Annotated in this window: 26 protein-coding genes; 16 read left to right on the top strand and 10 right to left on the bottom strand. The window is 71.3% G+C overall.

Features of this window, described 5'->3' with window-relative positions:
- Positions 1 to 11 precede the first annotated feature (11 nt).
- From AB0K28_RS37435 to AB0K28_RS37425, 3 genes are all read right to left on the bottom strand, one after another.
- Positions 12 to 1,019, bottom strand: coding sequence for a CU044_5270 family protein (locus AB0K28_RS37435; protein WP_364379390.1), 1,008 nt, complete (start codon positions 1,017 to 1,019; stop codon positions 12 to 14).
- Positions 1,016 to 1,528, bottom strand: a complete 513-nt coding sequence (locus AB0K28_RS37430; RefSeq protein WP_345407784.1) for an RNA polymerase sigma factor — start codon at positions 1,526 to 1,528, stop codon at positions 1,016 to 1,018. Before AB0K28_RS37430 ends, AB0K28_RS37435 begins: the two co-directional genes overlap by 4 nt.
- A 69-nt stretch (positions 1,529 to 1,597) precedes the next feature.
- Positions 1,598 to 2,182, bottom strand: coding sequence for a TetR family transcriptional regulator (locus tag AB0K28_RS37425; protein ID WP_345407786.1), 585 nt, complete (start codon positions 2,180 to 2,182; stop codon positions 1,598 to 1,600).
- A gap of 92 nt (positions 2,183 to 2,274) precedes the next feature.
- Here AB0K28_RS37425 and AB0K28_RS37420 point away from each other — a divergent pair, with 92 nt between their 5' ends.
- The 4 genes from AB0K28_RS37420 to AB0K28_RS37405 all read left to right on the top strand — a co-directional run bounded on the left by AB0K28_RS37420 (position 2,275) and on the right by AB0K28_RS37405 (position 4,636).
- A complete protein-coding gene (locus tag AB0K28_RS37420) occupies positions 2,275 to 2,496 on the top strand; it encodes a hypothetical protein (protein WP_345407788.1) in 222 nt (73 codons plus the stop codon).
- A gap of 60 nt (positions 2,497 to 2,556) precedes the next feature.
- Positions 2,557 to 3,111, top strand: a complete 555-nt coding sequence (locus tag AB0K28_RS37415; RefSeq protein WP_364379385.1) for a helix-turn-helix domain-containing protein — start codon at positions 2,557 to 2,559, stop codon at positions 3,109 to 3,111.
- Positions 3,112 to 3,320: 209 nt separating this feature from the next.
- Positions 3,321 to 4,358 carry an MFS transporter gene (locus AB0K28_RS37410; protein WP_364379382.1) on the top strand — a complete coding sequence of 346 codons (1,038 nt, stop codon included), beginning with the start codon at positions 3,321 to 3,323 and terminating at the stop codon, positions 4,356 to 4,358.
- Positions 4,349 to 4,636: a hypothetical protein gene (locus tag AB0K28_RS37405; RefSeq protein WP_364379379.1), complete on the top strand. Its 288-nt coding sequence runs from the start codon at positions 4,349 to 4,351 to the stop codon at positions 4,634 to 4,636. Before AB0K28_RS37410 ends, AB0K28_RS37405 begins: the two co-directional genes overlap by 10 nt.
- On the opposite strand, the gene AB0K28_RS37400 is transcribed toward AB0K28_RS37405, so the two are convergent.
- Complete coding sequence (locus AB0K28_RS37400; protein ID WP_364379376.1) at positions 4,637 to 4,855, bottom strand: hypothetical protein; 219 nt, start codon at positions 4,853 to 4,855, stop codon at positions 4,637 to 4,639.
- Positions 4,856 to 5,204: 349 nt separating this feature from the next.
- Here AB0K28_RS37400 and AB0K28_RS37395 point away from each other — a divergent pair, with 349 nt between their 5' ends.
- The 4 genes from AB0K28_RS37395 to AB0K28_RS37380 all read left to right on the top strand — a co-directional run bounded on the left by AB0K28_RS37395 (position 5,205) and on the right by AB0K28_RS37380 (position 8,255).
- On the top strand, positions 5,205 to 5,618 hold the full coding sequence (locus AB0K28_RS37395) for a TOBE domain-containing protein (RefSeq protein WP_364379373.1): 414 nt from the start codon (positions 5,205 to 5,207) through the stop codon (positions 5,616 to 5,618).
- Between the two features lie 113 nt (positions 5,619 to 5,731).
- A complete protein-coding gene (gene modA, locus AB0K28_RS37390; protein WP_364379370.1) occupies positions 5,732 to 6,394 on the top strand; it encodes a molybdate ABC transporter substrate-binding protein in 663 nt (220 codons plus the stop codon).
- Positions 6,391 to 7,227, top strand: coding sequence for an ABC transporter permease (locus AB0K28_RS37385; RefSeq protein ID WP_364379367.1), 837 nt, complete (start codon positions 6,391 to 6,393; stop codon positions 7,225 to 7,227). The genes modA and AB0K28_RS37385 overlap by 4 nt, the downstream gene beginning before the upstream one ends.
- The gene (locus AB0K28_RS37380; RefSeq protein WP_364379364.1) at positions 7,224 to 8,255 is read left to right on the top strand and encodes an ABC transporter ATP-binding protein; all 1,032 of its coding nucleotides are present in this window, start codon (positions 7,224 to 7,226) and stop codon (positions 8,253 to 8,255) included. The genes AB0K28_RS37385 and AB0K28_RS37380 overlap by 4 nt, the downstream gene beginning before the upstream one ends.
- On the opposite strand, the gene AB0K28_RS37375 is transcribed toward AB0K28_RS37380, so the two are convergent.
- On the bottom strand, positions 8,243 to 8,782 hold the full coding sequence (locus tag AB0K28_RS37375) for a hypothetical protein (protein WP_364379361.1): 540 nt from the start codon (positions 8,780 to 8,782) through the stop codon (positions 8,243 to 8,245). The two genes, AB0K28_RS37380 and AB0K28_RS37375, sit on opposite strands and share 13 nt — an antisense overlap.
- A gap of 365 nt (positions 8,783 to 9,147) precedes the next feature.
- Between AB0K28_RS37375 and AB0K28_RS37370 the strand changes: the two genes are divergently transcribed.
- Complete coding sequence (locus AB0K28_RS37370) at positions 9,148 to 9,279, top strand: hypothetical protein (RefSeq protein WP_364379358.1); 132 nt, start codon at positions 9,148 to 9,150, stop codon at positions 9,277 to 9,279.
- Between the two features lie 83 nt (positions 9,280 to 9,362).
- Here the strand turns inward: AB0K28_RS37370 and AB0K28_RS37365 are convergent, their stop codons facing one another.
- Positions 9,363 to 11,399 (bottom strand): right-handed parallel beta-helix repeat-containing protein, encoded by a 2,037-nt coding sequence (locus AB0K28_RS37365; protein WP_364379355.1) that lies wholly within the window; start codon positions 11,397 to 11,399, stop codon positions 9,363 to 9,365.
- A 172-nt stretch (positions 11,400 to 11,571) separates the two neighbouring features.
- Here AB0K28_RS37365 and AB0K28_RS37360 point away from each other — a divergent pair, with 172 nt between their 5' ends.
- A complete protein-coding gene (locus tag AB0K28_RS37360) occupies positions 11,572 to 12,303 on the top strand; it encodes an SDR family oxidoreductase (protein ID WP_364379352.1) in 732 nt (243 codons plus the stop codon).
- 57 nt (positions 12,304 to 12,360) lie between these two features.
- Positions 12,361 to 13,221 carry an NAD(P)H-binding protein gene (locus AB0K28_RS37355; RefSeq protein WP_364379350.1) on the top strand — a complete coding sequence of 287 codons (861 nt, stop codon included), beginning with the start codon at positions 12,361 to 12,363 and terminating at the stop codon, positions 13,219 to 13,221.
- On the opposite strand, the gene AB0K28_RS37350 is transcribed toward AB0K28_RS37355, so the two are convergent.
- Positions 13,218 to 14,099, bottom strand: a complete 882-nt coding sequence (locus AB0K28_RS37350) for a LysR substrate-binding domain-containing protein (protein WP_364379347.1) — start codon at positions 14,097 to 14,099, stop codon at positions 13,218 to 13,220. The genes AB0K28_RS37355 and AB0K28_RS37350 overlap by 4 nt on opposite strands.
- A gap of 75 nt (positions 14,100 to 14,174) precedes the next feature.
- Here AB0K28_RS37350 and AB0K28_RS37345 point away from each other — a divergent pair, with 75 nt between their 5' ends.
- Both AB0K28_RS37345 and AB0K28_RS37340 read left to right on the top strand, forming a co-directional pair.
- Complete coding sequence (locus AB0K28_RS37345; protein ID WP_364379344.1) at positions 14,175 to 14,612, top strand: nuclear transport factor 2 family protein; 438 nt, start codon at positions 14,175 to 14,177, stop codon at positions 14,610 to 14,612.
- A gap of 54 nt (positions 14,613 to 14,666) precedes the next feature.
- Positions 14,667 to 15,164, top strand: coding sequence for a MarR family transcriptional regulator (locus tag AB0K28_RS37340; protein ID WP_345407810.1), 498 nt, complete (start codon positions 14,667 to 14,669; stop codon positions 15,162 to 15,164).
- Here the strand turns inward: AB0K28_RS37340 and AB0K28_RS37335 are convergent.
- Positions 15,159 to 16,001, bottom strand: a complete 843-nt coding sequence (locus AB0K28_RS37335) for a hypothetical protein (RefSeq protein WP_364379341.1) — start codon at positions 15,999 to 16,001, stop codon at positions 15,159 to 15,161. The genes AB0K28_RS37340 and AB0K28_RS37335 overlap by 6 nt on opposite strands.
- Between AB0K28_RS37335 and AB0K28_RS37330 the strand changes: the two genes are divergently transcribed.
- Positions 16,000 to 16,323 carry a WHG domain-containing protein gene (locus tag AB0K28_RS37330; protein ID WP_345407814.1) on the top strand — a complete coding sequence of 108 codons (324 nt, stop codon included), beginning with the start codon at positions 16,000 to 16,002 and terminating at the stop codon, positions 16,321 to 16,323. The genes AB0K28_RS37335 and AB0K28_RS37330 overlap by 2 nt on opposite strands.
- Here AB0K28_RS37330 and AB0K28_RS37325 read toward each other — a convergent pair.
- Positions 16,316 to 17,383, bottom strand: a complete 1,068-nt coding sequence (locus AB0K28_RS37325) for a PEP/pyruvate-binding domain-containing protein (protein ID WP_364379338.1) — start codon at positions 17,381 to 17,383, stop codon at positions 16,316 to 16,318. The genes AB0K28_RS37330 and AB0K28_RS37325 overlap by 8 nt on opposite strands.
- A 56-nt stretch (positions 17,384 to 17,439) precedes the next feature.
- Here AB0K28_RS37325 and AB0K28_RS37320 point away from each other — a divergent pair, with 56 nt between their 5' ends.
- A complete protein-coding gene (locus AB0K28_RS37320) occupies positions 17,440 to 17,808 on the top strand; it encodes a DNA-binding protein (RefSeq protein WP_364379335.1) in 369 nt (122 codons plus the stop codon).
- Positions 17,805 to 18,440 carry a transcriptional regulator gene (locus tag AB0K28_RS37315; RefSeq protein ID WP_345407818.1) on the top strand — a complete coding sequence of 212 codons (636 nt, stop codon included), beginning with the start codon at positions 17,805 to 17,807 and terminating at the stop codon, positions 18,438 to 18,440. The genes AB0K28_RS37320 and AB0K28_RS37315 overlap by 4 nt, the downstream gene beginning before the upstream one ends.
- Before the next feature lie 3 nt (positions 18,441 to 18,443).
- Here AB0K28_RS37315 and AB0K28_RS37310 read toward each other — a convergent pair whose 3' ends face one another.
- On the bottom strand, positions 18,444 to 19,064 hold the full coding sequence (locus AB0K28_RS37310; protein ID WP_364379332.1) for a TetR family transcriptional regulator C-terminal domain-containing protein: 621 nt from the start codon (positions 19,062 to 19,064) through the stop codon (positions 18,444 to 18,446).
- Between the last annotated feature and the right edge of the window lie 44 nt (positions 19,065 to 19,108).

Here is a 19,108-nt window from a genome sequence, read left to right as displayed (position 1 = left end):
TCACACCTGGATCAGTCCGCGGATGGCGGGGTGTCGGTCCAGCCGGAGTCCAGCACCACGGTGACCCGGTCCTCCTTCGACCCGCCGCCGGTGACCGCGTAGGTCAGCACCTTGGAGGTGTCAGGGTCGATGATCAGCCTGCCCTGAGCAGGTCCACCTCCCTGGAGCGGGAAGGTCACGGAGACGCCCGCCCGCCCCCGGACGTCGGTGGTCCGGCCTTCGACCCGCACCGCGGGCAGTTTCGCCAGCGCTTGGTACGCGGCGCCGCGCACCTGCGGGGAGGCGGGCAGCGCGTACAGGAGTGAGGCCAAGGTGGGCGGCAGGCCGTCCGCCACGGAACCGGCGAAGTCCCGATCGCGGCGGATCGCCTCAGCGGCCCGGTTCTTCAGCGCTTCCGGGTCGGCGGGCAGCGCCGCGATCTCCTTGATGGTCATGGGCATGGCGCTCCAGTAGAGCTTCCGCTCCCCCTTGAGCCGGGTGAGCGTGCCCGCGCCGGGCGAGGTGGAGTAGAGACCGCCGTCCCTTCCGATCGTCCACTCGGTCGGTGATCCGTCCCGGCGCCATGCCTCCCTGTCGAGGGGGCGTGCGGCGAGCCTCCTGCCGCCGATCCACGCCCGGCCGTCCTTGGCGAACCACGTCTCCGAGAGATACGAGGTCTCCAGACGGTAGGTGTCGCCGTCGCGGCCGTACGGTCCCGCCGAGCCCACGTACAGCTCCTTGAGATGCCAGTACGCGCCCTCCGGGGCGGCTTGGGCCTTCGCGGCGGCGGCCAGCAGGAGCGACGTCCCCGGCATGGCAGGTACGACCGTGGGCGTGGGCTGGACGAGGAAGACCGCCGTCGCGGCCGCGGCCGCGGCGAGCCCGATGGCCCCGGCCCGCCACGGCGTCCGCCTGGCCGTCCTGCGCGTGGGCGCCGGAGTCGCCATGATCGCCGCACGCAGGTCGCGCGCGGCGGGCCCCTGTTCCGGCGCGTGCGGTGCCGGGTCGATGGCCTTCATCAGGGTGTCGATGTCGCTCATGCTTCCCCCATCGCGACCGTCATGGACGTCTGCCGCTCCAGCGCCGCCGCCATCCGTTTGCGCGCCCGGTGCAGCCGGGTACGGGCGACGATCGGCGTACATTTCAGGACCTTGGCGATCTGCTGGCCGGTCAGGTCCTCCCAGCAGGCCAGCGCCAGCACCTCGCGGTCACGTTCGGACAAAGCGTCGAAGGCCGCGCGTACATGGTCCAGATCCACCGATCCGGCCGGCCGGTCGGCGGCCAGTTCCGCGCGCAGCCGTTCGGTGAGCGCGGCCCTGCGCGATGCGCCGCGCTGCTGGTTGGCCAGCACGCGGCGGGCCACCCCGTACAGCCATAACAGCGCCTCCTCGCCCTCGGGCACGTCGCCGATGCGCCGCCAGGCGGTGAGGAACGTCTCCGAGATGACGTCGGCCGCGTCGTCGGGCGAGCCGGTACGGCGGGCGGCGTACTGATGTATCGCCGGGTAATACGCGTCGTAGACCGCTTCGAAGCGATCTCGGTAGGTCACGAAGTCTCCTTGCCACAAGGTGTCGAACATCTGGTAAATGTCCGGCACCTTGCGGAATGTGGCGGCTCGCTAGGAGGAGGTTGAGCCGGCCAGTTTGGCGACCATGCGGACCAGGGCGTCGCGGGCGCCGCCGATGCCGTCGCCCATGATCATCTGGGCGAGCGGCGGGGTGGCGTACCACCAGCCGGCCAGGGCGATCACCGCGTACAGCAGCTCGCCCGGCGTGAACTCCGACGGCAGCGTGCCGTCCTTCTGTGCGGCGGCCAGGGCTGAGAGCTTGGCGGCGTAGTGGGCGGCGCGCTCTTCCCTGGCGGCGATGGGGTCGCCGCCGCGGTGCAGGCCCTCCCAGTAGAGCAGCCTGATGAACTGCGGGTGCTCGCGGTGGTAGTCGTAGACGCGGCCGGCGTACGCGGGCAGGTCGGCAGCGAGCGGCCCGTCCAGCGGCACGGCCTCGGCCAAACGCTCCAGACTCCAGCTCAGCACGGCGGCGAACAACTGCTCCTTGTTGCCGAAGTACTGGTAGATGCGCTCCTTGTTGACGCCGGCCGTGGCGGCGATGCGGTCGAGCCTGGCCGCCTCGGGGCCGTGCTCCGCGAACTCTTCGACCGCCGCGTCGAGCAGGAGTTGCCGGGTGCGGGCCGTGTTCCATGCCATGTTCCCAGCATAGCCGCACTATCCAACTCGACAGTTGGAGATTCGTGTGCAAAACTCCAACTGATGAGTTGGATTATCGAGGGGGACCCGTCATGCCTGCCACACCGTCCGTGCACCGCCGCGCCCTGATCACCTGGGCGGCCGTCTACGCGACGCTCATGCTGGTGCAACTGCTGCTGGAGCCGGTCATCAGCCCGCTGCCGCAGGCGCTGCGCACGCTGGTGGTGACCGCGATCGTGGTGCCCGTGGTGGTCTACCTGCTGGTCCCGGCCCTCCTGCGCGTCAACGCCCGCCTTCATCGGCGCGAGCGGTGAAGCACCATGACCGGACGGTCGTCAAGTCCCGTATGCTCGGCCCATGAAGAGGGTGATCTCGTGGCCGTAGGGGAACGCGACGGCGTCCGCACCCGGGCGCGCATCCTGGAGGCCGCGCAGGAGCTCTTCGTGGAGCGCGGCTACGCCGGCACCTCCATCGCCGACATCGCGGGGAAGCTGGGCACCAGCAAGGCCACGCTCTACTACCACTTCAACTCCAAGGAGCTGATCCTCGGGGCGCTCATCACCGAGCCGCTGTCGCTGTTCGCGAAGCTGGCCGAGCGCTGCGCGAAAGAGCGGCTCAGCCCCGAGGAGCTGCTGCGCGCCCTGATCGATCTGACGGTGGAGACGCACGCGGTCAACGCGCTGCTGAGCAGCGACCCGTCCATCTCCCGCGTCCTGCGCGGCATGTACGACGTCGAGGGCAGCACCCGTACGTTCATCCACGCCCTGGCCGGCCCCAACGCGAGCGACGAGGCCCTGGCCCGTGCCTGGGCCGCGTTCGCGGTGGCCAAGCAGGGCGCGTTCTGGGCGGTCGAGGCCGGAAACGGCACGCTCTCGCCGGCACAGAAGCAGGAGTTCCTGGCCGCCGCGCTGCGCTGCCTGGATCAGTGACCGCCCCCGGGGCAACGGCGGGTGGCCACCGGCGTGGCCGGTCGGCTCCCGCCTCGTGGCGCTTGCCCTGACCGCCGGGGCGGCAATCCCGCTCCATCCACCTATGCCGCCGTACCTTTCCATTGCCGCAAGAGCCTTGACGACCGTTCGGTCAGGTACCTACGCTGAGGCCAACTGACCGACCGTTCGACAAGTAGCGGGGGTGCCGCGTGACCGACGCACAGCAGGAGCAGGACGCGGCACCACAGGCAGGGGCGCGGTTCGCGTGGACGCGCCGTCACACGCTCACCGTGGTCGTCATCTGCGCGGCACTGATCCTGGACACGATCGACATCTCGATCATGAACGTCGCCCTGCCCCCGATCAAAAGCGAACTCGGCTTCACCGAAGCCGGGCTGAGCTGGGTCGTCAACGGCTACCTGGTCACCTTCGGCGGCTTCCTGCTGCTGTGCGGACGCATCGGCGACATCCTCGGCCACCGGCGCATGCTGATCGCCGGCCTCGTGCTCTTCGCCGCGTCCTCCCTGGCCGCCGGCCTGGCACCCAACGCGGAAACCCTCATCGTCATGCGCGCCGTCCAAGGCTGCGGCGCCGCACTCATCAGCCCCATGACCCTGGCCCTGCTCGCCAGGATCTTCCCCGAAGGCCCCCGCGCCAAAGCCATCGCCGCCTGGGGCATGGCCGCCGGCCTCAGCGGCATCCTCGGCCTCGTCCTCGGCGGCCTGCTCACCATCGGCCCCGGCTGGCGCTGGATCTTCCTCATCAACGTCCCCATCAGCGCCCTCGTCATCGCGGGCGTCCTGCTCTGGATCGCCCGCGACCACCGCCCAGCCCGCCGCACCCAGCGCTTCGACCTCACCGGCGCCGTCCTGTCCACCGCCGGCGTCACCCTGCTCACCATCGGCATCGTGCAAAGCAGCCAAACCGGATGGACCTCACCCACCACCCTGCTGCCCCTCATCGTCGGCCTGGCGCTGCTCGCCGCCTTCACCCTCCACGAAGCACGCGCGAAAGACCCCCTGCTGCCCTTCACCCTCCTCAAAATCCCCAACGTCGCCGGCGCCAACGTCACCCAGGCCCTCGTCGGCGGCGGCATGTTCGCCATTCTCTACATCGCCACCCTCTACCAGCAGGAAGTCCTGCACTACAACCCCCTGCAGACCGGGCTCGGCAGTCGGGACCCCAGGGCAGCTACCTCGTCAACATCCTCGGCCCGTCCATCGTCATCGGCGTCGGCATGGCCCTGACCTTCCTGCCGCTGTCCCTGGCCGCCGGCACCGGCGTGCCCGCCGACCGCCAAGGCATCGCCTCCGGCCTCATCAACGTCTCCCGCGTCACCGGCGGCGCACTCGGCCTGTCCGTCATCGCCGCCATCGCCGCCGCCCAGACCAACCGGCAACTCGACGCCGGAACAGACCCCCTCATCGCCCACACCAGCGGCCACCAGCTCGGCTTCCTCATCTCCGCCGCACTGCTCCTGCTGTCCGTCCTCACCGCACTGATGCTGCCGCCCAAACCCAGATGATCAGGACTTCTCGTCGCTCGTCAGGGAGGCCGTCAGCTGGTGCCAGGCGGCGCGTTCGGACGGGCTCAGGCGCAGGTCCGGTACGTCGTGCTCCGCGCGCCCGTCCCAGAGCAGGGGCAGCGAGGGCGCGTGGACACCGGCGCCCAGCATGACCAGACCTGCGTAAAGGTGCTTCCCGGCCTTGCGCGCCCACACCTGGGCTGAGCGAAGGAATGACATGAGGCTCTCCAGCGCGAGGGGACCGTCACGTTATCGAGCCGCACTCGAGGGACGCTGGTGCCGCCGCCGGGTGCTGGATCCGTTCCTGCATCACCCTCGTCCCTTCCCCCGAGCGCGGCTGGACGGCCCCTTGAACCGTGAGGGCCATCCGGGTGTTGAGGCCGTCGTCTCCTGGGAGAGCCAATGATCACGAAGCAGCAAGCGGCAGATCGCGAGCACGTCGTCAGCGGTCACAGGGGCCGGGTAACGCCTGACCTCGTGGATGCGATGGCTAGAAAGCGTAACGTGTCGCTCATGCTGCTTCTGACGGGTGTTCGTGCTCGAAAGTGCGGGGGTAGGGTGAGGGCTTGTGACGACGTTTCGGATCAGTGAGGCCGCGGCGCTGCTCGGGGTCAGCTCCGACACCGTCCGCCGGTGGGTGGACGCGGGCCGGTTGCGGGCCGAGCGCGACGAGCACGGGCATCGGCAGGTCAACGGCGCCGACCTGGCGGCGTTCGCCCGCGCGCAGGTCGGGGAGAGCGGCGGGGGCGGGCGTTCCTCGGCGCGCAACCGGTTCAGGGGGATCGTGACGGAGGTGGTCCGCGACGCGGTGATGGCGCAGGTGGAGATCGCCGCGGGGCCGTTCCGTGTGGTGTCGCTGATGAGCCGGCAGGCCGCCGATGAGCTGGGCCTGGAGGTGGGGGTGGTGGCGGTCGCGGTGATCAAGTCGACCAACGTCGTCGTGGAGATCCCTGACCACGAGCGCGTGGCCAGTCAGGTGTGAGGAGCCGGCCCTTGGTGTTTCGGCGCATGTCCTCGTGGGCGCTCGTTCTGCCCGTCGCGCTGGTCCTTGCCGGGTGCGGGTCAGGAGGGCCCGCCGCTGGAGGGAGCAAGGAGGTGACGGTGTTCGCGGCGGCGTCGCTGACCGGGACGTTCACCGAGCTCGGGAAGGTCTTCGAGGCCGCTCATCCGGGTACGTCGGTGCGGTTCAACTTCGGCTCCAGCGCCACGCTGGCCCAGCAGATCGTCCAGGGCGCCCCGGCCGACGTCTTCGCCGCCGCGAGCCCGGCCACCATGAAGACCGTCACCGACGCGTCCCTGGCGGGCTCGCCGGCCACGTTCGTCCGCAACAAGCTGCAGATCGCCGTCCCCGCTGATGACCTGGCGCACATCGACGAGCTGAAAGACCTCACCGACCCGAAGGTGAAGGTCGCGCTCTGCGCCGAGCAGGTGCCGTGCGGCGCGGCCGCCGCCAAGGCGCTGGACGCCGCCGGGCTGCAGGTCAAGCCCGTCACCCTGGAGCAGGACGTCAAGGCCACGCTGACCAAGGTCGAGCTGGGCGAGGTGGACGCGGCGCTGGTCTACAAGACCGACGTCATCGCCTCCGCCGGCAAGGTGCGGGGCATCGCGTTCCCCGAGGCCGACCAGGCGGTCAACGACTATCCCATCGCCACCATCACCGAGGCCCCGGCCGGTGACGCGGCCCGGCGGTTCGTCGACCTGGTGCTGTCGCAGCAGGGCAAGGACGTGCTGACCAAGGCCGGATTCGAAGCGCCATGACGAACGCTCCCGTCCAAGACCAGACCGGCCCCACGACCCGAGGACGCGAGGCGTCCGGCAGGCTGCCGTGGATGCTGGTGGTGCCCGCGCTGATCGGGCTCGTCTTCCTGGTGCTGCCGCTGGCGGGGCTGCTGGTCCGCGCACCGTGGACGACGCTGCCCGGCCGGCTGGCCGAGCCGCAGGTGCTGGAGGCGCTGCGGTTGTCGCTGGTCACCGCCACCATCGCCACCGCCGCGTGCCTGCTGCTCGGCGTGCCGCTGGCCTGGCTGCTGGCCAGGGTCGACTTTCCCGGACGGCGGGTGGTGCGGGCGCTGGTCACCGTGCCGCTGGTGCTGCCGCCGGTGGTCGGCGGTGTGGCGCTGCTGCTGGTGCTCGGCCGGCGCGGAATCGTCGGACAGTGGCTGGAGGCGTCGTTCGGGGTCACGCTGCCGTTCACGACGGCCGGGGTGGTCATCGCCGAGGCGTTCGTGGCGATGCCGTTCCTGGTGATCAGCGTGGAGGGGGCGCTGCGCGGCGCCGACCAGCGGTTCGAGGAGGCCGCCGCGACGCTCGGCGCCTCGCGGTGGACGGTGTTCCGGCGGGTGACGCTGCCGATGGTCATGCCTGGTGTGGTGGCGGGCGCGGTGTTGTGCTGGGCGCGGGCGCTGGGCGAGTTCGGGGCGACCATCACGTTCGCCGGCAACTTCCCCGGCACCACCCGTACGATGCCGCTGGCCGTCTACCTGGCGCTGGAGACCGAGCCCGAGGCCGCCATCGTGCTCAGCCTGGTCCTGCTGGCCGTGTCGGTGGTCATCCTGGCCAGCCTGCGTGATCGGTGGGTGAGCGCGCCGTGACCCTCGATGCCCGCCTGGTGGTCACCAGGCCCGCCTTCACCCTCGACGCCACGCTGCACGCCGCCGCCGGTGAGGTGGTGGCGCTGCTCGGCCCGAACGGGGCCGGCAAGACGACGGCGCTGCGGGCGCTGGCCGGGCTCACCCGCCTGTCCGCAGGTCACATCTCGCTGCGGGGCCGGGCGCTGCACACCCTGCCCGCCGAGAGCCGGCCGATCGGCATGGTGTTCCAGGACTACCTGCTCTTCCCGCACCTGTCCGCGCTCGACAACGTCGCCTTCGGGCCGCGCTGCCAGGGTGTGCCCAAGGCCGAGGCCCGCCGCGCCGCCGCCGAGCTGCTGGAACGCGTGGGGCTGGCCGATCGGGCCGGTGCCAGGCCGCGGCAGTTGTCCGGTGGGCAGGCGCAGCGGGTGGCGCTGGCCCGTGCGCTCGCCGTACGGCCCGAGCTGCTCCTGCTGGACGAGCCGCTGGCCGCGCTCGACGCCCACACCCGGCTTGCAGTCCGCTCCCAGCTGCGCCGCCACCTCGCCGACTTCGACGGCGCGACCGTGCTGGTCACCCATGACCCGCTGGACGCCATGGTGCTGGCCGACCGGCTGATCGTCATCGAGCAGGGGGCCGTCGTCCAGGAGGGGCCGCCCGCCGAGGTCGCGCGCCGGCCCCGTACGGACTATGTCGCCCGCCTCGTCGGGCTCAACCTCTACCGGGGCAGCGCCGACGCCGGCCGGGTCAAGGTCGGCGAGCTCCTGCTGCACAGCTCCGAGCACCTGTCAGGGCCCGCGTTCGTGGCCTTCCCGCCCGCCGCCGTCGCCCTCTACCGCTCGCGTCCCGACGGCAGCCCGCGTAATTTGTGGCGGGCCCGCATCGACGGGATCGAACGGCACGGCGACAACGTCCGCGTCCACCTCGACGGCCCGATCACGGCCTTCGCCGACATCACCCCGGCCGCCGTGGCCGACCTCGACCTCAGCCCGGGGCAGGAGATCTGGGCGTCGGTCAAGGCCACCGAGACGCACGCCTACCCCGCATGAGAGGTGTACGAGCAGGCTCCCAGCACGAGGGCTCCCCCGAGGCCGCCGAACGCCAGGCCCCCGAAGAGGATCATCCAGGTCACGTCCGCGCTGCTGGTGAAGGGCTCCGGCGGCGCGAACGCCGGTATCACCCCGGTCAGGGAAAGCGGCACCATGACGAGGAGGACGAGCCCGTACCCGCCCAGACACACCCCGGCCACCCACGCGGGGATCAGCGGCAGGAGGCGCGGCACCCGTCGCCCGGCCAGGAAAAGCGTCCACCGCGGAAAGATCTTCCCCCACCGATGCACCAGCCCGAGCGCGAGGAACACGCCGAGCAGGGCCGCCAGCACCGTCAGATCGATCCCCACGGCCGCCAGCGCCTCGTAGACCGCGCCGCCGTCGCTCTCGACGCTCCGTAACCAGTCCTGGCCGCTCACCCCGAGCGCGTCTCCCCCGAGGGTCCACACGGTCTTCACCACGGACCACGGCAAAAGCCCGCACAGCAACACGTACACCCACACCCTGACCCGCAACGACGCAGTCACGCCACCCCTCCAGCCCTTTCGAACGCTCGTAACGTGACCAGCGTCCTGTCATGGGCCCAGAGCGCGCCTCCCCCGCGCGAGGGAATCGACGGGATGTGAGGGTTGAGACGTTCGAGGTCGTAACGGAAGCCTGAACCGCATGACGTGACAAGCTACAGAGGGCGATATTTCGGAACTCGTCCGCCGTCACCGACCCGGCGTACCGGCGGCGCGGGCACAGCCGGGCGATCACGCTCGGCCTGCTCGACTGGTTCCGGGCACGCGACGCCGTACGGGTCGACCTCACCGCCTCCCGCGAAGCGGAACCGCTCTGCCGGGATCTCGGCTTCACCGACCACCCCGATCCACTGCCGTGCTGGATAGCCGTGACGGCGTCGCAGCACCGCTGGGTCACGGCGGCGGCCCACCTCGTCTCCCGGCAACCGGCCGAAGACCGCGAGCCGGGCGCGCCCGAAAGCCTCCTGATGCGCCGCCATGAGCCGGAGGCGGACACCTGAGACGTCCTTGGAGACGCTCAAGCGTCGCGCTGGATGCGGCGGAGAGGGTGGGAACGGGTGGTGGGCACCCGTTCCCCACTTATCTAGGCGTTCTCCTCGTCGGCGATCACGATGTCGTCGAGGTCGAGGATCTCGCCGACGGAGCCGTCGCCGCCCAGCTCCAGTGAGACGGCGGCAGTGCCCGACGGGGCGGTGAGCTGCTGGGTGAACTCCTTCCAGTTCGTCGTCAGGCCGCTCAGCGGGATCTCGTCGGTGCGGATCAGCTCCTGCTCGGAGTCGCGCCACAGCACGCTGATCGTCGCGTCGGCGATCCCCGGGGTGCCCTGCCGGGCCCAGAAGCTGATCTGCTTGGCGCCGGCCCTGGTCTCGAAGCCGGGCCAGTTGTCGAGGGCGACGCCCCAGCCGTTCGCCTCGGTCACCGCGATGCGCAGACCGTAGTCGCCCTCGTGGGCGGCATCGGCGGACCGCTCGACGGAGCTGCTGTACCAGGCGGACCACTGGCCGATCGAGCCTTCGAGGGTCGAGGTGTCGGCGTCGAGGGCGTTGGGCACCGGCGGCTCCTCGGTCGAGCCGTTGTAGGTGCTGCCGGCCTCCTGGTTGTACGGGGCCGAGCGCCAGGCGTCCCAGGAGATCGTCTCGCCCCAGCCCTTGGCGAACTTCCAGTCGCCGACGTAGGTGTTGCCGGTGAAGCTGTTGCCCGCGTCGAACATGATGTCCTGCTGGATCTCCGACACTGTGTACGGCGCCCACGGCATGTTGTCGGCGCCCTGGGCGTACAGGGCCTGGACCCCGCAGTAGGTGCCGGCGCAGGGCACGACCGAGCGGTCGAAGCGGAACTCGTTGCCCGTCACCTTCACGTTGCGCGAGTGCCAGCGGCAGTCGGTGCGCTGCGGCTCGTTCGCGATCGAGGTGTAGCAGGGGTGGGCGTCGTTGATCGGGTTGGGGTACTCGAAGTCGTACGGCTCCGGGATCACCGTCGGAGCGACGAACGGCGTGCAGTAGGTCTTGCTGGTGTTGCCGTTGGAGTTGCAGAAGCGGTTGGCGTTCTCGAAGATCGAGATGCCGGAGAAGTTGTCCTCGAAGTAGTTGTCGCTGATCCTCAGGTCGGTGCTGCCGCTGGTGTCGCTCGCGAGGCGCGCGTCACCGCCCGACTCGGAGATGTAGATGGCCGGCGCCGGCGAGCCCTGGTTGTCGTTGCCGCTCACCCAGGCGTTCCGCTTGAAGACGTTGCGGGTGATCGTGGCGTTGTAGCTGATCTCGTACCAGATGCCGATGCTCTCGTTGTGCTCGATCCAGTTGCGGTCGAACAGGAAGTCGATGTTGTTGGTGTCGGCCCAGAGGCCCACGCCCAGGTTGTCGTGGACGTAGTTCTGTGTGACGGTGGCGCCTTCGACGTCCCAGAACTTGACGCCGCCGGAGCAGCCGCACCCTTCGATCTCGGCCTCCCAGTCGTCCTGGTTGTTGCCGGAGATCTCGTTGTTGTGCACGACGATGTCCTTGATCGCCGCGTCGCCCTCGATCTGCGGGCGGTACATGCTGATGCCGTACTGGCCGTTGTCCTTCAGGCAGCTGTTGCGGATCGTGTTGGTGTTGCCGAGGAACACCGCGGCGCCGTCGTTGTGGTGCGCGTAGAGGTGCTCCATCACCCAGCCGCTGCTCGCGTCGTGGTTGATGACGCCCTCGTTGTTGTTGTCCTTGCCGCGGCCGAAGTTGCGGACCTCGAGGTAGGCGATGCGCACGTTGGAGGCGCCGCCGGAGAAGGCGTAGAGGTTCTTGTTCTGGCCGTCCAGGATGGCGCCGGGGGCGCCGAGGAAGACGCTGTCGTCCCCGGGGCTGATCTGGCTGTACTGCTCGTCGCCGAGGGTGTGGGTGCCCGGGGCGAACCAGTAGGTCTTGCCGCTCTGGCCGAAGTCGAAGCCGGCGTTGTCGCCCGCCGGGACCACGATGGCGCCCTGTGGTGCGCCGGCCGGTCCGTCCTGCCAGGTCGCGTTGTCGCAGACCTTCATGGTGTCCGGCAGTTCGGTGTACCAGCCGCCGGCCGCGCTGTCGTCGGCCACCGCGGCGGTGGCCGGTCCGGCCAGCAGGCCGGCGCCGGTCACCAGGGCGAGTAACGCACTCACGACAACAGGGTGTCGCATGAAAGCTCCCGTTCTACGAAACGTTGTTGATCGTGAAGGGTAGCGGTCAAGATCAATAGCAGTCAGCCGAATCACCTGCGAACGTCCGACCGATTTGTCCCGAACCTCCCAAGGACTTGACCCTGACGTCAGCGGTAGGTCTTAGCGTGCTCGCATGACCACGAAGAACCTGAACGGTTTCCGCATCGAGGGCGCGGTGGCGCTCGTGACCGGCGCCAACCGCGGGCTGGGCCGCCACTTCGCCCGGCAGCTTCTGAATCGCGGCGCGGCCCGCGTGTACGCCACCGCCAGGCGCCCGGAGACGATCGACCTGCCCGGCGTCGTGCCGTTGCGGCTGGACGTCACGGACGAGGCGCAGGTCCTGGCCGCGGCCGCCGCGGCGACCGACGTGACGCTCCTGGTGAACAACGCCGGCGTCAGCCACTCCACGTACTTCCTCACGACGGACCCGGCGGCCATCCGCGCGGAGATGGAGACGAACTTCTGGGGCACGCTGGCCGCCGTCCGCGCGTTCGCACCGGCGCTGGCGGCCAACGGCGGCGGGGCGATCCTGAACGTGCTGTCCGCGCAGTCCTGGCACGCCTACCCGGGCACGAACGGCTACCACGCCACCAAGGCCGCCCAGTGGGCGCTGACGAACGGCGTGCGCCTGGAGCTGCCGGGCACGCTCGTGACCGCACTGCATCTGGGGGCGGTCGACACCGACTTCAGCGCCGGTTACGACGGGCCGAAGGGCGACCCGGCCGAGGCCGTGCGGGCCGGCCTGGACGGGATCGAGGCGGGAGCGGCCGAGGTGCTCGCCGACGAATGGAGCAAGCACGTCAAGAGGTCGCTGGCGGAGGATCCCACCCGGTTGTACGACGAGATCCGGGCGGGCATGGTCTGACGTCATCTTGTATGAGTTTCGTATAATATGAACCTCATACAAGAGAGGGGACTCGTCATGATCCTTGTCACCGGCGCCACCGGCACCATCGGAAGCCGCCTCGTCGCCCTGCTCGCCGCCGAAGGCGCGAAGGTGCGCGCCGTCACCCGCGGCCCGCAGGCGTCCGGCCTGCCCGCGAACGTGGACGTCGTGGTGGGCGACCCGTCGCGGCCGGGCACGATGGTGGGGGCCATGGAGGGCGTCACATCGCTGTTCCTCCACCCGCGCGCCGTCGGAGACTCGGCGGCCGAGCTGTGCGCGCTCGCCAGGGAGCGCGGCGCCGGGCGGGTGGTGGCTCTCGCCGCGATCAACGTCGACGAGGACCTGGCCGCCCAGCCGTCCCGCTTCCAGGGCGACAGGAACAAGGAGGTCGAGGACGCCGCCGTCGCCAGCGGCATGGAGTGGGCGAGCCTGCGCGCCGCGTCCTTCGCGGTCAACACCCTGCACACGATGGCTCCGCAGGTCCGCGCGGGCGACGTCGTGCGGGGTCCGTACGCGGCCTTCGCCGAGCCCTTGATCCACGAGGAGGACCTGGCGGAGGTGGCCGCGCGGGCGCTGCTCGACGAAGGGCCGGCGTTCCGCAAGATGCCGCTCACCGGCCCGCAGGCGCTGTCGCACGAGGAGATGGCGACCGTCATCGGCGAGGTGATCGGCCGGCCGCTGCGCTATCAGGAGATCCCGCCGGAGGCGTACGCGCAGGGCATGGTCCAGCGGGGGTTCCCGCAGGCGTTCGTGGCGGCCCTGCTGGCCAGGTACGCCAGAGGCGCCGGACCGGCCGAGGCCGTCACCGACGAGGTGGCGAAGATCCTCGGCCGCCCCGCGCGCACCTACGCCGACTGGGTCGCCGACCACGCCACCGCCTTCCGCGGCGCGGCCTAGCCGATCGCGACGGGCCCGAGGCCGGCGGCGGTCCGTGCCAGCGCGCGGACGGCCGGGCTGTCGGTGACGGACGGCCAGATCAGGGCGAACTCGAGGATCGGGGCGTCGTGGATCGGGACGAACACGACGCCCGGCGGGTTGTTGTAGCGGGCCGCGAGCTCGCCCAGCGGGTGCACGCAGTGCCCGGCGGCCACCAGGGTGAGGATCTCGTTGAAGGTACGGGCGGCGGGCCCGCGCGGGATGCGGCGGCCCGACGGCGTACGGGCGGGGACCATGGACTCCAGCCAATACTCCGGGGCCGCCGGGCCGAGGTCGGCCACCCGCTCGCCGGCCAGGTCCTCCAGCGACACGCCGCGGCGTCCGGCGAGCGGATGCCCGGCCGCCACCGCCAGCACGCGCCCGCTGGTGAGCACGGTGGGGCCGACGGTGAGGTCGGGTTCGGCGATCGGCAGCCACAGCACGTGGGCGTCGGCCTCTCCCGCGCGCAGTGCGGCGAACGGGTCGGCGCCGGTGACCTCGCTGAAGAGCACGTCGCTGTCGGGGTGGCGGGCGCGGAAGGCGTCGATGAGCGGGCGCAGCTCGTACCCGGCGTGGCCGAACACCCCCAGACGCAGCGTCCGTCCCGCCGCCTCGGCCCGGGCGAGCCCCTGCTGGAGCAGGTCGTACGCCTGCGCCAGGTCCTCGCGCAGCCGCCGTCCGACCGGGGTCAGGGCGACGCGGCGGCTGGTGCGCTCGAACAGCGCCACGCCGAGCCGCCGCTCCTGCCGGGCGATGGCCTGGCTGACGCGGGCCTGCGAGACGTGCAGACGCTCGGCGGTACGGCCGAAGTGCAGCTCTTCTGCGAGCGTCAGGAAGATCTCGATGTCCCTCAGCTCCACGGATAACCCCCATGTTATGGATCGCCACACGAAGCCTACGTTGTTCTCTATGGCGCCGGCTTCGATGCTGGAGCCATGAACGACATGCGAGCGATCGCCGACCGCGTCGAGATCGAGGCCCTGCGCGGCGAGCTCACCGACGCCGTGATGATGCGCGACTACGACCGCGTCGAGTCCCTGTTCACTCCCGAGTGCGTGGTGCGGTGGCCGCACATCGGCAGGGAGTTCGCCGGCCGGGAGGCGATCAGGGCCGGCGTCGAGTGGGGGCAGGGCCTGTGGGAGTTCTTCGTTCAGAACGTCCACCCGGGCGTCATCAGGATCGACGGTGACACCGCGACCGGGCGGTCGTACATCCAGGAGTTCGGCCGGTTGCGCGACGGCGGCTCCCACCTGAACTACGCCATCTACCACGACCGCTACGAGCGCACCCCTGAGGGCTGGAAGTTCGCCGAACGCGTCTACGAGGTCAGGTACGCCGACTCCAGCCCTCTGCCGGGCTCGGCGTCCACATGATGTGAGTCACATACAATACGTGGGTCATATTTGTTCGCGCGGGAGGCCCACCGTATGACGTCCTCAGAGGCAGCCGACCCGGCGCGGTCACGGCGCCGGGTGACGAATGAGATCAAGGAGTCGCTGCGCGCCCTGAGCATCCAGCTGTCGCTGCTCAACCACCAGGTCGGCGCGCACGCGGGCCTCAAGGACGTCGATCTGTCCTGCCTCGACCTCATCAACCGGCACGGCCCGCTCAGCCCGACCGCGCTGGCCCGCCGCGCCGGCCTGCACCCCGCCACCATCACCGGCATCCTCGACCGGTTGCAGCGCGCCGGCTGGGTCACCCGCGACCGCGACCCGGAGGCGTCCGACCGCCGCGCCGTCATCGTCCGCGCCAACCGGGAGCGCAACGCGGAGCTGTTCGAGCTCTACGGCGGGATGAGCTCGAAGATGGACGAGATCTGCGAACAGTACGGCGACCACGATCTCGACCTGCTCGCCGACTTCCTCCGCCGCACCACCGACGCCGGCCAGGACGCGACCGGCGACCTGGCCCGCCGGTCATCATGACACGGGCCCCCGCACGATGCGCCGCCAGGCCGGCCCGCTGAGCGCGTACGCCCGCACGCTGCCGGCCGCGAACCAGCGCCACAGGTCAGGACGGGCGATCGTCGCGCCGGCGGCGAGCGCGACCAGCAGCGCGCTGCGCGGGTCGAACCCCGGTGTCAGCTCCTCCCTGCTGCCCGCGTAGCCGCCGCGGCGGGCGGCGACGGTGACGAGCTCGCGCAGCACCGCCTCGCGCCGGCCGGTGCGTTCACCGGCTCGACCAGGCGCGGGTTGAGGTCGATGAAGACGGGCCCGTCGGGGCCGAGGATGATGTCCGCCGACAGCGCGCCGTGCCGGCACAACGCCCGGCCGAGCTTGACCAGGTGGTCGCGGACGCCGGGCAGGGCGAGGCCGCGCTTGCGACCGGCTCCGCCCCGCGCGCCTTCGCCCTCCCTGCGGCAGGCGTGGAAGGCAAGCAGCTCCCCCTCGGAACACCGTCTGGATCATCGCCAGCGTGGCGGCGGCCGAGAGTTTGTCCTGTACGCGGGCGAGCGCGGCGAACGGGGGCACCACGGTGGCGGCCCGCCCGTCCGCCGCCCGGGACAGGACCGCCACCTGTTCCTGGGTGGGCGGGAGCACGTCGAAGCCGCCGGCCTCATATACGGTCAGTGCCGCTTCGAGCCAGGCGAACGGGTCGTCGCCGTAGGGCGGGACGCGGTGCAGGCGGCGTACGTGCCGGGTGAAGGCGCACACGCACAGCGGGTCGGACGTCAGCGCCTCGACCACGTGCCCGGCGCGCGACAGCACGGTGGCGCATTGACGTGAGGTGAGCCCTGAGCCGTCCGTCATCAAGATCCGCATGACCGCTCCTCAGGACCGCCTGCGGCACCTGGCCACCGGCGTACGGCGGTCGGCCGCCCGCCACCCCAGCGTGTTCCCGCTCCTGCTGCAGCGCCCCGCGGTCACCGAGGAGGCCCGCCAGGTCCGCGACCGGGCCCGCGCCGCCCTGCGCGAGGCGGGCCTGGACGACGAGCGGGCCGCCCGCGCGGAACGCCTCATCAGCACCGCCGTCCTGGGCTTCGCCACCAGCGAGGCGGCCGGCCGCTTCGACCACCACGCGCAGGACGTCAGGGACGCCGACTTCGCCTGCCTGCTCGACGCCCTGCGCGCCTTCGTCAGGTGATCGTGCCGGTGGTGCCGTCGATGGTGATGGTGGCGCCGTCGTGGAGGGTGTTCGTGACGTCCTGGATGCCGAGGACGGCGGGGATGCCGCGCTCGCGGGCGACGATCGCGGCGTGGGAGAGCACGCCGCCGGTCTCGGTGACGACGCCGGCGGCGATGCGCAGCAGCGGCGTCCAGGCGGGGTCGGTGAAGGGGCAGATGAGGATGTCGCCAGGACGCACGCGCGCGAAGTCGTCCGGGCCGCGGACGATCCGCGCGGTGCCGGTCGCTACGCCGTGGCTGCCCGGCATTCCGTTCAGCGCGGCCGACGCGAGCGGCGGGGGTGCGGCGGTGATCGGGCGTGCTTGGAGGATCCAGGTGCGGCCGCCGGCGATCGCCCATTCGACGTCCTGCGGGCCGCCGCGTACGGCGGCGATCGTCCTGCCCAGAGCGGCGAGCGCTGTGGCGGTCGCGTCATCGAGCGCCGGCCGATCGCGGGCATCGAGCGGCACGTCGGACGTGACCAGCTCGCCGCCGCGCCGGTCGAGGCGGGTGCGTTTGCGGGCGATCGTGCGCGTGACCGATTCGGCGACGAGGTAGGTGTCGGGGGTGACCGTGCCGCCGACGACGCTGGGGCCGAGCCCCCATGACGCCTCGATGCGGGCCGGGTCGTGCGGGGCCGCGGGGGTGAACAGGACGCCGGACACGTCGGCGTCCAGGTGGCGCTGGATGAGGACGGCCATGGCGCGGTCGCCGTGGTGGTCGAGGGCGCGTGGGGTGAACAGCGAGGCCCGGCAGGCGCGTACGGCCTCGATCACCGCGTCGGGCCCTCGTACGGCGAGAAAGCTCTCATACTGACCGGCTGCCGAAGCGTGCGCGGTGTCCTCGTCCGAGGCGGACGACCGCACCGCGACGGGCGCGTCACCGAACTCCTCGACCGCCCGCCGCAGATCCGCACCGGCATCGGCGAACGGCACGACGAACCCGTCCGGCACCGGCAGCCCCGCCCGCAGCAGCGCACCGAGCGCCCCGGCCTTGCCTCCGCACGTCTCGGGAACAGCCGCCCTCAGGGGTACGATCATCTGCCCTCATCAACAAAAGATTGACAACGATTTATTGATGTTGGACCATAACCGACATGTCACGCAACCCACGAGAGGAAGCCGACCGCGAGAAGGAGGCCCGTGAACGCCTCCTGCGCCTCGGCGCGGACGCGCTCGACCCCCGCCCCTGGCGCCCCGCGCCGGTGCCGCCGTCGGCGATCGACCTCGTCCAGTTCGCCGTCTGGCGCCACGCCGACCTCGGCCCCGGCGACGTGCTCGGCGCGCTGGCCCTCCTGCCCGCCGCCCGCGCCGAGGCCGAAGGACTGGAGTCCGCCCTGCTGTTCATCGCCCGGGGCGCCGGCCTCACCTGGGCACAGATGGCGGACGCGATGGGCTTCAACTCGCCCCAGGCCTGCCAGCAGCACTACACCCGCCTGACCGCGCGGCAGGACACCGGCTCATGACCCGCGACTCCGTACCCGACCTGCTGGTCCTGCACGCCGTACGCGTGCTCGGCTTCGCCGGCACCCCGGAGCTCGCCCGGCGCTACGACCTCGACGCGGCCGAGACGGAGGAACTGCTGCACGACGCCGAGGCGCACGGCTGGGTCGGCCGCTCCGCCTTCGCCGGCACCGCAGGCTGGTCGCTGACCGAACGCGGCCGCGCCGAGAACGAGCGCCGCCTCGCCGCCGAGCTCGCCGACGCCGGCGGCACGGACGAGGTCCGCGACGCCTATCGAGCGTTCCTCCCCCTGAACGCCCGTCTGCAGCAGGCCTGCACCGACTGGCAGCTCCGGCCCGCCCCCGGCGACCGGCTCGCCGCCAACGACCACACCGACCCCGCCTGGGACACCCGCGTCCTCGGCGAACTCGCCGCCCTCTCGGACGCGCTCACGCCACTGACCGACCGGCTCGGGCGCGTCCTGTCACGACTGCGCGGGTACGACACCCGCTTCGCCGCGGCCCTGGCCCGCGCGCGAGCAGGGGACACCGCCTGGGTGGACGGCAGCGAGGTCGACTCCTGCCACCGCGTCTGGTTCCAGCTCCACGAGGACCTCATCGCCACGCTCGGCGTCGACCGGCGCACGGAGATCTGACTTTCAGGGCGCGAGCGCGGCCAGGTGCGTGCGCAGGACGCCGAGGATGGTGTCGGCGTCCAGCCTGCCGGGGTGGAACGCGGCCTGCATCGCCAGCCCGTCGAGCAGCGCGCACAGGCGGCGCGCCTCCAGGGTGACGTCGCGGTCCTGGCGCAGCCGCCCCGACCGGCGGGCGCCCTCGAGGATGCGGGTGGTGAGCGCGAGCAGGCCGTCGTACAACTCGTCGGCGTGCGCGCGCAGGCCGGGCCTGGTGCGCGCGGCGGCGACGAAGGACAACCAGACGATGACCTCGGTACGCCGCTCGTCGTCCAGGGGCAGCAGCTCGGCCAGCATGCGGACGGCGATCTCGCGCTGCTCGTCGGGGGTGGGCGGCGCCGACGGGTCCATGAGGCGTTCGGCGTGGGCGTCCAGCCGGCCGATCACGCGCGCGGACATCTCCCGCATCGCGAACACCATCAGCTCGTCGTGCCCGTCGAAGTAGTGCCGCACCGATCCGATGGCCAGCCCGGCCTCGGCGGCGACGTTGCGCAGCGACGCCTGCTCCAGGCCGTCACGGCCGACCACACGGAACACCGCCTCGGCGACCGCCCGCCGCCGCTCCCCCGCATCCACGATCTTCGGCACCCTGCCTTTATAGCACGCTCATGCTACGTTCTTATTTAGCATGC

Origin of the sequence: Nonomuraea sp. NPDC049504 (assembly GCF_040676845.1) — a bacterium.
Classification (GTDB): Bacteria; Actinomycetota; Actinomycetes; order Streptosporangiales; family Streptosporangiaceae; genus Nonomuraea; species Nonomuraea salmonea.
The sequence above is the reverse complement of the archived record's forward strand: the minus strand, read 5'-3'. Positions and strand labels throughout refer to the sequence as shown.